Below are 13,231 nucleotides of genomic sequence, written 5' to 3'. Positions count from 1 at the left end.
TGTCTGCGGGTAAGTGCTGATATTGTCAGCGCATTTGATGCTTTTTGAGCAATGCCCTTAATTGATGGTAGGTCAGACCCAGGAGTTCAGCCGCACGTTTCTGGTTATATTTCGCCGTCTTCAGACTTTGCTCAAGCAACTGCTGCTCCTGATGATGCTGAAACTGACGCAAATCAAGAGGAAGAGTGGGGGACTCGCTCGCTAACGACGGTGCGGAAGCCGGCTGCATGGTGCGCTGGAAAGGATCGATAATGATGTTATCCAGCTCCGTCTCACTGCTGCCGTGGCGATAAACCGAGCGCTCCACGACGTTCTTCAGCTCACGAATATTGCCCGGCCAGCGGTAAGCAAGGAGTGTTTCCTGAGCAGATTCGCTGAAACCTGGAAACAGCGGCAGGCCGAGCTCCCGGCACATCTGAATAGCAAACTGCTCTGCCAGCAGCATGATATCGCTTTTGCGCTCGCGCAGCGGTGGAAGCTGAACGACGTCAAAAGCCAGGCGGTCAAGCAGATCGGCACGGAATTTTTCCTCCGCCACCATTTCCGGCAGGTTAGCGTTAGTGGCGCACACCAGGCGCACATTGACCTGCAGCGGCTGGCTGCCGCCTACGCGTTCCAGCTCGCCGTACTCAATCACGCGCAGCAGTTTTTCCTGTACCAGCATGGGTGCGGTGGCCAGTTCATCAAGAAAGAGTGTGCCGCCATCGGCGCGTTCAAAACGCCCCGGATGGCGTTTTTGAGCGCCGGTAAACGCGCCCGCTTCATGGCCGAAAAGCTCGGTGTCGAGCAGGTTTTCATTCAGCGCCGCACAGTTGAGGGAAATGAAGGGACCATCCCAGCGCCCGGATAGATAATGCAGGCGGTTGGCGATCAGTTCCTTACCCGTACCGCGCTCACCAATGATGAGCACCGGTTTATTCAGCGGCGCGAGGCGAGAGACTTGTTCCAGCACTTCCAGAAAACTGTTTGCTTCACCGAGCAGATTGTCTTTGTATCCAGGCATGATGAAATTAACCACTCCTTAGCGATATTCACCAGGTAAGCATAGTTATCCGTTGCGTTAAAATCAATCAGATCAAATAAAATCAATAAGATAAAAAACTGGCATGGTATTTGTATTATCTGTTCAGCAGGGCATTGCCCGATAACAGAACTATGAGGACTAGATTATGGGTATTTTTTCTCGTTTTGCCGACATCGTGAACGCCAACATCAACTCACTGCTTGAGAAAGCGGAAGATCCGCAGAAGCTGGTACGTCTGATGATTCAGGAGATGGAAGACACGCTGGTTGAAGTGCGTTCTACCTCCGCACGTGCGCTGGCTGAGAAGAAACAGTTAACGCGTCGTATTGAACAGGCTACCGCTCAGCTGAATGAATGGCAGGAAAAAGCCGAGCTTGCGCTGCGTAAAGATAAAGAAGATCTGGCCCGTGCAGCGTTGATTGAAAAACAGAAGCTGGCGGACATGATTGCAGCGCTTGAGCATGAAGTGACGCTGGTGGATGACACTCTCAACCGCATGAAGAAAGAGATTGGTGAGCTTGAAAACAAACTGAGCGAAACCCGTGCGCGTCAACAGGCACTGGCTCTGCGCCACCAGGCGGCAAGCTCTTCACGAGACGTTCGCCGTCAGCTGGACAGCGGTAAACTGGATGAAGCGATGGCGCGTTTTGAATCGTTTGAACGTCGTATCGATCAAATGGAAGCGGAAGCCGAAAGCCATAGCATCGGTAAGCAGAAGTCGTTGGATCAACAGTTCGCTGACCTGAAAGCCGACGATGAAATCAGCGAGCAGCTGGCGGCACTGAAAGCCAAAATGAAGCAAGATAACCAATAATAATTTATGCGGCACCTGAGCGTGCCGCCATGCATCGTAAGACAAGGAGTACACATGAGCGCGCTTTTTCTGGCCATACCTCTGACTATTTTCGTGCTGTTCGTTTTGCCGATTTGGTTATGGCTGCACTACAGCAACCGTTCTTCACGGGGCGAGCTTTCCCAGAATGAACAACAGCGTCTGGTACAGCTTTCCGAACAGGCGAATAAAATGCGCGAACGCATTCAGGCACTGGAAGATATCCTGGATGCCGAGCATCCAAACTGGAGGGATCGTTAATGTCTGGACTGAATCTGAACAAAAAACTGTGGCGAATTCCGCAGCAGGGTATGGTGCGCGGCGTCTGCGCCGGGCTGGCCCATTATCTTGATGTTCCAGTGAAGCTGGTCCGTGTCGTCACGGTATTGTCTATTTTCTTCGGCCTCGCGTTTATCACCCTGGTGGCGTACATCATTCTGTCATTTGTACTCGACCCGATGCCGGAAGGTGAACTGGCTGCGGAAGGTGCGCCAACCAGCAGCGATCTCCTGAATGCAGTGGACGATCAACTGGCCGCAGGTGAAAAGCGGTTGCGGGAAATGGAGCGCTATGTCACCTCGGATACCTTTACGCTGCGCAGTCGTTTTCGTCAGCTTTAAGAGAGAGCCTACATGAAGCAAAACTGGCAACAGGCCGGTCAGAAGGTCAAACCCGGCCTGAAAATCGCAGGTAAACTGGTCTTGCTGACGGCGTTACGTTACGGCCCGGCGGGTGTGGCGGGGTGGGCAATCAAATCTGTTGCCCGTAAGCCCGTCAGATTGTTGCTGGCCGTGGCGCTGGAGCCACTGCTGCAGAAACTGGCCGGACGTCTCGCAGGAAAATTTAAATAATAGTGGTATGGCATGCGCATCAGCGTGCCGTTTCACTGTACGGTTTTATTCCTTTCATGTAGCCCCCATGTCATATTTTTAAAAAGAGATAATCCTTCAGGCAAAAAGGACGGCGATGAAGCGACTTAAGAACGAATTCAATTCACTGGTGAACCGCGGTGTTGACCGTCATTTGCGTCTGGCGGTGACAGGTTTGAGCCGCAGTGGTAAGACGGCATTTATCACCGCGATGGTGAATCAGCTTCTTAACCTGCACGCCGGGGCACGCTTGCCTTTGCTTAGCGCCGTGCGGGAAGAGCGTCTGCTGGGCGTTAAGCGCGTACCTCAGCGCGATTTTGGCATTCCACGATTTACGTATGATGAAGGGCTGGCACAGCTTTATGGCGACCCACCCACGTGGCCGACGCCAACCCGAGGGGTAAGTGAAATTCGTCTTGCGTTACGCTTTCGTTCCAATGAATCCCTGATGCGCCACTTCAAAGATACCTCAACACTGTATCTTGAAATCGTCGATTATCCTGGCGAATGGCTGCTCGATTTACCCATGCTGGCGCAGGATTATCTTAGCTGGTCCCGTCAGATGACGAGTTTGTTACAGGGTCACCGCGCGGAGTGGTCAGCAAAATGGCGGCAATTGTGCGAAGGCTTAGATCCGCTCGCGCCTGCTGATGAAAACCGTCTGGCGGCTATCGCGGAAGCCTGGACGGCGTATCTGCATCAGTGCAAACAGGAAGGCCTGCATTTTATCCAGCCGGGGCGTTTTGTCCTGCCGGGCGATTTAGCCGGAGCGCCCGCGCTGCAGTTCTTCCCCTGGCCGGACGTGGATGGCACCGGAGAGTCAAAACTGGCTCAGGCCGACAAGCACACGAATGCCGGGATGCTGCGCGAGCGTTACAATTACTACTGTGAAAAGGTGGTCAAAGGTTTCTACAAAAACCACTTTTTACGTTTTGATCGACAGATAGTGCTGGTGGATTGTCTTCAGCCACTTAACAGCGGGCCACAGGCTTTCAACGATATGCGCCTCGCGCTGACACAGCTGATGCAGAGTTTTCACTATGGTCAGCGGACGTTATTTCGCCGGCTGTTCTCGCCGGTGATCGACAAGCTGCTGTTTGCGGCCACCAAAGCCGATCATGTTACGGTTGATCAACACGCCAATATGGTGTCGCTGCTGCAACAACTGGTTCAGGATGCCTGGCAAAATGCCGCTTTCGAAGGGATCAGCATGGATTGCCTCGGGCTGGCGTCCGTGCAGGCGACGCAAAGTGGGCTGATAGACCTTAACGGCGAAAAAATACCGGCATTGCGCGGGAACCGTCTCAGCGACGGCGAGCCACTTACCGTTTATCCGGGTGAAGTGCCTGCGCGGCTTCCAGGCCAGGCGTTCTGGCAGAGCCAGGGCTTCCAGTTTGAAGCCTTCCGACCGCAGGCCATGAGTGTCGATCAACCGTTACCGCACATTCGTCTGGATGCGGCACTGGAGTTTTTGATTGGAGATAAATTGCGATGACGGAACCGTTAAAACCACGCATAGACTTTACCGGAACGCTTGAGCAAAAGAATCAGGAAGCGTTTAAAACGGCACAAACGTTCAGTGGTGCGCAGGCTGAAAACTTTGCCCCGGCGCTGACGGAGAAGCCTGATGTAGAGGAAGGCCAGGCGGAAGCTGTCGTTGAGGCTGCTTTACGCCCGAAACGCAGCCTGTGGCGCAAGATGGTCACCGCCGGTCTGGCGCTGTTTGGCGTAAGTGTGGTTGGGCAGGGCGTACAATGGACGATGAATGCCTGGCAAACCCAGGACTGGGTCGCGCTCGGCGGGTGTGCTGCGGGTGCCCTGATTGTGGGGGCGGGTATTGGGTCGGTTGTAACGGAGTGGCGTCGCCTCTGGCGTCTGCGGCAGCGCGCGCATGAGCGCGATGAAGCGCGGGATCTGCTTCACAGTCACGCTACCGGAAAAGGTCGCGCATTTTGTGAAAAGCTCGCCAGTCAGGCTGGAATTGATCAATCGCATCCGGCACTTCAGCGCTGGTATGCCGCCATCCATGAAACCCAGAATGACCGCGAAGTGGTAACGCTCTATTCTCATATGGTCCAGCCGGTGCTGGATGCCCAGGCGCGGCGCGAGATTAGCCGCTCTGCGGCGGAATCCACGTTGATGATTGCCGTTAGCCCGCTGGCGCTGGTCGATATGGGATTTATCGCCTGGCGTAACTTACGCCTGATTAACCGTATCGCGAATCTTTACGGCATCGAGTTGGGTTATTACAGCCGGCTCAGACTGTTTAAACTTGTTTTGCTCAATATCGCCTTTGCCGGTGCGAGTGAGTTGGTGCGCGAAGTGGGAATGGACTGGATGTCGCAGGATCTGGCGGCACGGCTCTCAGCCCGTGCTGCTCAGGGTATTGGGGCAGGTTTATTGACGGCGCGTTTAGGCATTAAAGCGATGGAAGTCTGTCGTCCGCTTCCCTGGATTGATGACGACAAGCCGCGGCTGGGGGATTTCAGGCGCGAGTTGATCGGTCAGCTCAAAGAAACGCTCAATAAAAAACCTGCCCCTTGAGGTTTTGTTCACTAATCGTGCTGGCTGTCAATATTTGTTGACAGCCATCTTCCGGATCACCGTGTTCTGACATATCATTTTACTGTTATTGGCTTAAAACGGTGAATTTCCCATGCGTCTTGAAGTCTTCTGTGAAGACCGTCTCGGTCTGACCCGCGAATTACTCGATCTTCTTGTTTTACGTAGCATTGATTTACGTGGCATTGAGATCGACCCTGTCGGGAAGATTTACCTCAATTTTGCCGAAATTGAATTTAATACCTTCAGTAGCCTGATGGCCGAAATCCGCCGTATCGCTGGCGTTACGGATGTACGTACTATCCCGTGGATGCCCTCTGAGCGTGAGCATCTGGCGCTGAGCGCGCTGCTGGAAGCGATGCCAGAGCCTTTTCTCTCTCTGGATTTGAAAAGCAAAGTAGAACGCGTTAACCACGCCAGCTGTCAGCTTTTTGCGCAGAGCCAGGACAAGCTCAGCAACCACAACGCCGCGCAGTTGATTCCCGGTTTTAACTTCCAGCGCTGGCTGGACAGCAACCCCCAGAACACACATAGCGAGCACGTTGTTATCAACGGACAGAATTTCCTGATGGAGATCACGCCGGTCTATCTGAAAGGGGAAAGCAATACCCGCGTGTTAACTGGTGCGGTGATCATGCTGCGATCAACGTTACGTATGGGACGTCAGTTGCAAAACCTCTCCAGTCAGGATGTAGGGGCATTCAGCCAGATTATTGCCGTCAGCCCGAAAATGCGTCATGTGATTGACCAGGCCCGTAAGCTCGCGAGTTTGACTGCGCCGCTGCTGATTACCGGCGATACCGGCACCGGGAAAGACCTGCTCGCTCACGCCGTACACCTGGCGAGCCCGCGCGCTGCAAAACCGTATCTGGCGCTTAACTGCGCCTCCATCCCTGAAGATGCCGTCGAAAGCGAGTTATTCGGTCACGCCCCGGAAGGCAAAAAAGGGTTCTTCGAACAGGCGAACGGTGGTTCGGTGCTGCTGGACGAGATCGGCGAAATGTCGCCACGTATGCAGGCTAAGCTGCTGCGTTTCCTGAACGATGGTACGTTCCGCCGCGTGGGTGAGGATCATGAAGTGCATGTGGACGTGCGCGTCATTTGCGCCACCCAGAAAAACCTGGTGGAACTGGTGCAAAAGGGGATCTTCCGCGAGGATCTCTATTATCGCCTCAACGTCCTGACACTCAACATTCCACCGCTGCGCGATTGTCCGCAGGATATCATGCCGTTAACGGAACTGTTCGTGGCTCGCTTTGCCGACGAGCAGGGGGTTCCACGTCCTAAGCTGTCTGCCGATCTCGGCACGGTATTAATGCGCTATGGCTGGCCAGGCAATATTCGTCAGCTCAAAAACGCCGTTTATCGGGCTCTGACGCAGCTGGAAGGATATGAATTACGTCCGCAGGATATCCTGTTGCCTGATTACGACGCCGGGTCAGTATCCGTCGGTGAAGAGGCGATGGAAGGTTCACTGGATGAGATCACCAGCCGTTTCGAGCGTTCAGTGCTGACACAGCTTTATCGCAGCTATCCAAGCACCCGCAAGCTGGCAAAACGTCTTGGTGTCTCGCATACCGCGATAGCGAATAAGCTGCGTGAGTATGGTTTAAATCATAAGAAGGGCGACGAATAACAAAAAGCCTCTGTATAGAGGCTTTTTTTCTTTTCGCTTATTCCTTCGCAAGAGGCGTGGTTACGATTTCTGTTTTGGTGTCTCCCTGAATCGACGCAATTCTGTTTTCCACATCTTTCACCTGTTGCGGGTTGTGAAGCAGGGTATAGGTCAAATCAAACTGCGTGCTGGCGCCAGGCTGCAACTGCTTAACGCGTTTCTGCTCGCGTTCGATGGTGACGGGGTACGCGTAGCTGGTACCTGGCTCAATGCCTGTCACATAACCCTGTTTCAGCGTGTCGGTGTTTTTCCAGAGAGTCAGCACGGGCAACTGGCGAGTATCAAACTGAATTGACGCACCTTTATCACCGGCTTTATTGATCACCGCTGCAAGCGTTTCGTGGTTATTATCCGCGAGAGGTTTGATATTAAAGACCATCTCATCAAAGCCTTTTGTTGGCCCTGCATAAGTCTGCCAGTCGTTAACACCGGCTTTGGCGTAATCATTGAATGGGCTCACGCTTACCGCCGGGGCAAGGAATCGCGCGCCTTCTTCGAGGATCGGTGTTCCAAAGTTACTGTGATAGATGATTTGATAATCATGAGGGTAATCAGCATGGTTAGTCAGAACATCATGCAGGCTGAACTGGTTGCTTCCAGGAACGTAACGCAGTTCGGTCATGGTCTGCAGATCGGCTTTCTTGAACGTACTCTCTTTGATTAAACCGCGAATGCGAATCTCATGTGGGGCAGCATCAGCAACTTCCACTTCCACCTGCGAGGCAGGCGTATTACCCGCCTTACCGTGAAGGGTATAGATTTGTCCATCAGCGGTGACCGGATGGCCTGTCCACTCATAGCCACATCGCACCATCATCTCATTGAAACCTTCCAGCCAGCCGAGCCCGTTTCGACTTTCCAGATTAATGTAGGCCGGGTTCACGACCTCTTTAACTGGGGAATTCCACCCGAGTTTGGTACCAAACCCTTCGACATGCAGGAGATCCATGCCACGAGTCGGGCTTAACGCAATTGTCAGTCCATTTTTACTGCTGATGATGATGACTTTACTGCCTTCCTGTTTACCCCCGTGTAAGACTTTTTGCTCAATGCTGAACGTTTGATCTTTAACGTTCAGCTCACCGCTGGAAATCTTCCAGTTCCCTTTCTCCACGCTGCTTTCAGCACTTGTCAGCACCCAGGTTTTAGCCGCAACTTGGCCAGAGATCAGTACTGCGAGTATCGTAAACGCCAGTTTGATTTTCATTTTCATTCCTTTTTGCTGAAACGATTATTTGATTTCGTAAGAAAATCTAAAGGTTTAACAAAAATGGAAGTGTGATGTGCTTCACCAGGCATGAAAATATGAATTTTGGGGAATGGTTATGGGATATAGATCGCTATATTGTTAAATATTGCGAATGGTTTTGCACAATTAATGTGAATTATGGCAATAATAGCTTGAACGATTCAGCTTTGAGGAAATAAAAAACCCCGCCATCGCGAGGTTTAGAAAGTACTGTATAGATTGCTAAGCAATTATTATGCTTTCAGCACGTCCAGCGCAGCAGTGTAATCTGGTTCGGTGGTGATTTCGTTAACCAGTTCGCTAAATACGACATTGTCATTTTCATCAATAACCAGTACAGCGCGTGCTGCCAGGCCTTTCAGCGGGCCTTCCGCGATGCTGACGCCGTATTTTTCCAGGAAATCCTGGCTGCGCAGAGTGGAGAGGGTGATAACGTTGCTCAGGCCTTCGGCACCGCAGAAACGAGACTGGGCAAACGGCAGGTCAGCGGAAATGCACAGCACAACCGTGTTGTCCATTTCAGTCGCCAGCTGGTTGAACTTACGTACGGATGCAGCACAAACACCGGTATCAATGCTTGGGAAAATGTTCAGCACTTTGCGTTTACCCGCAAACTGAGCCAGTGTGACGTCAGACAGATCTTTAGCCACCAGAGTAAAAGCCTGAGCTTTGCTGCCAGCCTGCGGAATGGAACCTGCAACAGCAACCGGGTTGCCCTGGAAATGAACGAGTTGTGACATAGATATCTTCCTGTTTACATATAGTTAACGTCGGGGCTAGTGTATGCCATCAGCGGATAACACGGCAAACCAAATTTTTCGCCTTTCCGGGCCGCAAGGAGTCAGTGATGAGAAGCGTTAAAGTCTATGAAGAAGCCTGGCCATTGCATAGCCCATTTGTCATCTCCCGCGGCAGCCGAAGTGAGGCCGGTGTGGTGGTAGTTGAAATTGAAGAAGAGGGGTTTAAAGGTACGGGAGAATGCACGCCATACCCACGCTATGGAGAAAGTGCTGCGTCAGTGATGGCGGCTATCATGACTCTGGTACCCGATCTGCAAAAAGGGCTCTCGCGCGAAGCATTACAGCAGCGTTTACCTGCAGGAGCGGCACGTAACGCTATTGATTGCGCGTTCTGGAATCTTGAAGCCGCTAAACAGCAAAAATCCCTGACATCGTTGCTGGGGGTGGCCTTGCCGCAATCGGTCGTTACGGCGCAAACCGTTGTTATTGGTGAGCCGGAACAGATGGCTGCCAGCGCAAAAGCGCTTTTTGATGCAGGAGCCACCCTGTTAAAGGTGAAGCTCGACGATCGTCTGATTAGCGAACGAATGGTTGCCATTCGCGCGGCAGTGCCGTCGGCCACACTGATTGTTGACGCCAACGAATCATGGCATCCCGAAGGGCTTGCCGCGCGATGTCAGCTGCTGGCTGACCTGGGCGTGGCGATGCTGGAACAACCTCTACCCGCAAAGGATGATGCGGCGCTGAAGAATTTTATCCATCCGTTGCCTGTGTGCGCGGATGAAAGCTGTCATACCCGCGAGAGTCTGAGCGGGCTACAGGGCTGCTATGAGATGATCAACATTAAGCTCGACAAAACCGGTGGGCTAACGGAAGCGCTGGCCCTGGCGGCTCAGGCCCGGTCGGAGGGTTTTTCCGTGATGCTGGGATGCATGCTTTGTACATCCCGGGCGATCAATGCGGCACTCCCGCTGGTCAATCAGGCCAGTTTTGCTGACCTGGATGGCCCGACATGGCTGGCGGTTGACGTTTCACCGGCGCTTAATTTTACCAGCGGCGTGCTTCATCTTTGAGGCTGCCAGCGCAGAAGTTCCACCATCGCTTTTAAGTATTTTTCGCTGGCTTCATCGGATGAGATTGCCGGGAATTCAGCGGTGATACACGGTAAGCTCAAATCGGCGCACCAGCTTCCGAATGAGCCGGGCGTTTCATAGCCAACGCTGGTAACCAGCGGCAGGGCGAAAGCCTCTGCCAGCCATGCGCCCAGTTCGGTGTGCCGTGGATCTTCAATGCAGGCCAGCGGATCGTGGAAGGAGACAATCCAGGCGGGGTGGATCTTATGGATAAGCTGGCACAACGCTTGTGTTTCCGGCTCCGAACCCGGGGTGTCTCCCGTCAGCAGGACCACATCCCGCTCTTCGGCGGCGCTGTTCCAGCGATAAACCGTTTCCCCGGCATGCCAGTTTGCTGCCGGGAAATTACGGTTTAAGTCGACTCCTCTCGCATTCGCGCGTAATCCAAGCTGACATCCATCCGGATTCACCGCCAGAATGACGTGATGACGCCGTAGTTTGGGCGTCAGTGTTCTCAGTGCACATGAGAGCGTGACGATAGAGGAATTTTCATCGCCATGCGTGCCGGCAATGACCAGACCGCTATTGCGATCGGCATCGGGGGCAGGGAACCAGATCAGCGATGCGCCTAAAAATGAGCGGCCATATTGCTCAGCGCCCGGCGGAAAGGCGCCTCGTTCCGCTCTTGGTCGGGTGATTGCCATACGAAATCCTGATAAAGAAGTCTCTACAGGCAGTGTTGTGCAAAATTCGCTGTTAATCAAATAGTTTCCTTATCGGTTGAGAATTGTCGCAAATCACTTTTCCGGACGAAGGGATTTGCATTTCTCTTTTTCGAAACAAATAATTACGCATCTGCTTGTTATCTGAATTCATTAAAGGGGATCGTATGAAGCATCCTGTCTCGCGTCTTTGTGCTGCACTATGTTTGTGCGGACTCTCAACACTCTCGTACGCTGCTGATGTGCCACAGGGCACGGTACTGGCGCAACAACAGGAGCTGGTCAGACATATTAAAGATGAGCCTGCCTCGCTCGATCCGGCAAAAGCGGTGGGGTTGCCAGAGATTCAGGTGATTCGCGATCTCTTCGAAGGACTGGTTAATCAGAATGAGAAAGGGGAGTTGACCCCGGGCGTGGCGACGCGCTGGCAGAGCAACGATAACCGTATCTGGACGTTCACCCTGCGTGATAACGCCAGGTGGTCTGACGGTTCCCCGGTCACCGCGCAGGATTTTGTCTACAGCTGGCAGCGTCTGGTCGACCCGAAAACCACCTCTCCGTTTGCCTGGTTTGCAGCGCTGGCGGGTATCAACAACGCCCAGGCCATTATTGACGGTAAAGCGGCACCAGACACCCTGGGTGTGACGGCGGTGGATGCCAGAACGTTACGCGTCCAACTGGACAAACCGCTGCCGTGGTTTAGCAACCTGACGGCAAGCTTTGCGTTCTATCCGGTGCAAAAAGCCAACGTTGAAAGTGGTAAGGAATGGACGCGTCCAGGAGCTCTGGTTGGAAATGGCGCATACGTTCTTAATGACCGCGTGGTGAATGAAAAACTGGTTGTCGTTCCAAATACGCATTACTGGGACAATGCAAAAACTGTCCTGCAAAAAGTGACGTTCATTCCAATCAATCAGGAGTCGTCTGCCACCAAACGCTATCTGGCGGGAGATATTGATATTACCGAATCGTTCCCGAAAAACATGTATCAGAAACTCCTGAAGGATATACCGGGGCAAGTTTATACCCCGCCTCAACTGGGTACCTATTATTACGCGTTTAACACGCAAAAAGGTCCGACAGCGGATGCCCGCGTTCGTCTGGCGCTGAGTATGACCATCGATCGCCGCATTATGGCGGAAAAGGTATTAGGGACCGGTGAGAAGCCAGCATGGCATTTTACCCCAGACGTGACGGCGGGCTTTACCCCGGAGTCTTCACCGTTTGAGCAGATGTCACAGCAGGAGCTGAATGCACAGGCAAAAACCTTGCTGCAGGCTGCGGGTTACGGTCCTCAGCGCCCGCTGAAATTGAACCTGCTGTATAACACATCCGAAAACCACCAGAAAATCGCCATTGCGGTGGCGTCCATGTGGAAGAAAAATCTTGGTGTGGATGTCAAACTGCAAAACCAGGAGTGGAAAACCTACATTGATAGCCGCAACACCGGCAATTTTGACGTAATCCGCGCCTCATGGGTCGGTGATTACAACGAACCCTCGACGTTCCTTTCTCTGCTGACGTCAACTCATACCGGCAATATTTCGCGTTTTAACGATCCGGTTTACGATAAAATTGTTCACCAGGCGACACTGGAAACAACGGCGAAAGCGCGTAATGCGGACTACAACATGGCGGAGAAAATCCTCATGGAGAAAGCCCCCATTGCGCCAATTTACCAGTACACCAATGGTCGCCTGATTAAGCCCTGGGTGAAAGGGTATCCTATCAATAACCCGGAAGACGTGGCGTATAGCCGTACGATGTATATTGAGAAGCACTGACGTATAACCATCACCTAAGCAAAACTGGCGCTAAGCTGCGCCAGTTTTTACTTACCGCACTATTCTAACAATGCATTAAATTTTGCAAGCCACTGGGGATGTGCAGGCCAGGCGGTAGCAGTAACCAGATTGCCGTCCACATGTGCCTGATCGATGCCAATATTCGCGTAGTGTCCGCCGCTGAGACGGACTTCAGGGGCACAGGCCGGGTAGGCGCTACAGGTACGTCCTTTCAGAATGCCAGCGGCAGCGAGCAATTGCGGGCCGTGACACACGGCGGCAATCGGTTTACGCGCGGCGTCGAATGCCTGTACCAGCTTCAGCACGTCATCATTTAATCGCAGATATTCGGGGGCTCTCCCGCCGGGGATAAGCAGTGCGTCGTAGTCCTGCTCTTTTACTGCGGAAAAGTCGGCATTGAGCGTAAAACGGTGACCGGGTTTCTCGCTATAGGTCTGGGCACCGTCAAAATCATGGATCGCCGTCATGACATAATCGCCCTTTGATTTATCGGGGCAGACAGCATCAACCTGGTGACCAATCATCTGTAAAGCCTGAAAGGGCACCATCGTTTCGTAATCTTCGGCGTAATCGCCAACCAGCATCAGGATCTTCTTGCTCATCATTCCTCACCTCTGTGAATAAAGATGATTAAGATATAGCCTGGTATGGCTGAAATGCCGGAAATAAAAAAAGCCCGT

The 13,231-nt window shown here is 52.8% G+C and carries 14 protein-coding genes; 9 read left to right on the top strand and 5 right to left on the bottom strand.

Annotation, left to right across the window (positions count from 1 at the left end):
* Positions 1-25: 25 nt before the first annotated feature.
* On the bottom strand, positions 26-1,003 hold the full coding sequence (gene pspF, locus ACLHV9_RS13130; RefSeq protein WP_128347594.1) for a phage shock protein operon transcriptional activator: 978 nt from the start codon (positions 1,001-1,003) through the stop codon (positions 26-28).
* 166 nt (positions 1,004-1,169) lie between these two features.
* Here pspF and pspA point away from each other — a divergent pair, with 166 nt between their 5' ends.
* From pspA to tyrR, 7 genes are all read left to right on the top strand, one after another.
* On the top strand, positions 1,170-1,838 hold the full coding sequence (gene pspA / locus ACLHV9_RS13125; protein WP_028018823.1) for a phage shock protein PspA: 669 nt from the start codon (positions 1,170-1,172) through the stop codon (positions 1,836-1,838).
* A gap of 54 nt (positions 1,839-1,892) precedes the next feature.
* Positions 1,893-2,117 carry an envelope stress response membrane protein PspB gene (gene pspB / locus ACLHV9_RS13120; RefSeq protein WP_028018824.1) on the top strand — a complete coding sequence of 75 codons (225 nt, stop codon included), beginning with the start codon at positions 1,893-1,895 and terminating at the stop codon, positions 2,115-2,117.
* Positions 2,117-2,476, top strand: coding sequence for an envelope stress response membrane protein PspC (gene pspC / locus ACLHV9_RS13115; protein ID WP_028018825.1), 360 nt, complete (start codon positions 2,117-2,119; stop codon positions 2,474-2,476). Before pspB ends, pspC begins: the two co-directional genes overlap by 1 nt.
* 12 nt (positions 2,477-2,488) lie before the next feature.
* Entirely contained in the window at positions 2,489-2,707 is a 219-nt protein-coding gene (pspD, locus tag ACLHV9_RS13110) for a phage shock protein PspD (protein ID WP_028018826.1), read from the top strand.
* Between the two features lie 115 nt (positions 2,708-2,822).
* Complete coding sequence (locus ACLHV9_RS13105; protein ID WP_028018827.1) at positions 2,823-4,220, top strand: YcjX family protein; 1,398 nt, start codon at positions 2,823-2,825, stop codon at positions 4,218-4,220.
* The gene (locus tag ACLHV9_RS13100) at positions 4,217-5,269 is read left to right on the top strand and encodes a YcjF family protein (protein ID WP_108089775.1); all 1,053 of its coding nucleotides are present in this window, start codon (positions 4,217-4,219) and stop codon (positions 5,267-5,269) included. The genes ACLHV9_RS13105 and ACLHV9_RS13100 overlap by 4 nt, the downstream gene beginning before the upstream one ends.
* A gap of 112 nt (positions 5,270-5,381) precedes the next feature.
* Entirely contained in the window at positions 5,382-6,923 is a 1,542-nt protein-coding gene (gene tyrR, locus ACLHV9_RS13095; protein ID WP_049006928.1) for a transcriptional regulator TyrR, read from the top strand.
* Positions 6,924-6,960: 37 nt separating this feature from the next.
* Here tyrR and ACLHV9_RS13090 read toward each other — a convergent pair whose 3' ends face one another.
* Together ACLHV9_RS13090 and tpx are read right to left on the bottom strand one after the other, a co-directional pair.
* The gene (locus ACLHV9_RS13090) at positions 6,961-8,169 is read right to left on the bottom strand and encodes an aldose 1-epimerase family protein (protein ID WP_108089776.1); all 1,209 of its coding nucleotides are present in this window, start codon (positions 8,167-8,169) and stop codon (positions 6,961-6,963) included.
* 275 nt (positions 8,170-8,444) lie between these two features.
* Entirely contained in the window at positions 8,445-8,951 is a 507-nt protein-coding gene (gene tpx / locus ACLHV9_RS13085) for a thiol peroxidase (protein WP_049006931.1), read from the bottom strand.
* A gap of 107 nt (positions 8,952-9,058) precedes the next feature.
* On the opposite strand from tpx, the gene ycjG reads away from it, so the two are divergent.
* A complete protein-coding gene (gene ycjG / locus ACLHV9_RS13080) occupies positions 9,059-10,024 on the top strand; it encodes an L-Ala-D/L-Glu epimerase (protein ID WP_108089777.1) in 966 nt (321 codons plus the stop codon).
* Here the strand turns inward: ycjG and mpaA are convergent.
* Positions 10,015-10,728: a murein tripeptide amidase MpaA gene (gene mpaA, locus ACLHV9_RS13075; RefSeq protein WP_028018833.1), complete on the bottom strand. Its 714-nt coding sequence runs from the start codon at positions 10,726-10,728 to the stop codon at positions 10,015-10,017. The genes ycjG and mpaA overlap by 10 nt on opposite strands.
* Positions 10,729-10,913: 185 nt before the next feature.
* Here mpaA and ACLHV9_RS13070 point away from each other — a divergent pair, with 185 nt between their 5' ends.
* Positions 10,914-12,530: an ABC transporter substrate-binding protein gene (locus tag ACLHV9_RS13070; protein WP_108089778.1), complete on the top strand. Its 1,617-nt coding sequence runs from the start codon at positions 10,914-10,916 to the stop codon at positions 12,528-12,530.
* 59 nt (positions 12,531-12,589) lie between these two features.
* Here the strand turns inward: ACLHV9_RS13070 and ACLHV9_RS13065 are convergent, their stop codons facing one another.
* Positions 12,590-13,153 carry a DJ-1/PfpI family protein gene (locus ACLHV9_RS13065; RefSeq protein ID WP_407221184.1) on the bottom strand — a complete coding sequence of 188 codons (564 nt, stop codon included), beginning with the start codon at positions 13,151-13,153 and terminating at the stop codon, positions 12,590-12,592.
* Between the last annotated feature and the right edge of the window lie 78 nt (positions 13,154-13,231).

It is taken from the genome of Enterobacter sp. CPE_E890 (genome assembly GCF_046521475.1).
Lineage (GTDB): Bacteria > Pseudomonadota > Gammaproteobacteria > Enterobacterales > Enterobacteriaceae > Enterobacter > Enterobacter adelaidei.
This window is presented reverse-complemented; position numbering and strand designations above follow the sequence as displayed.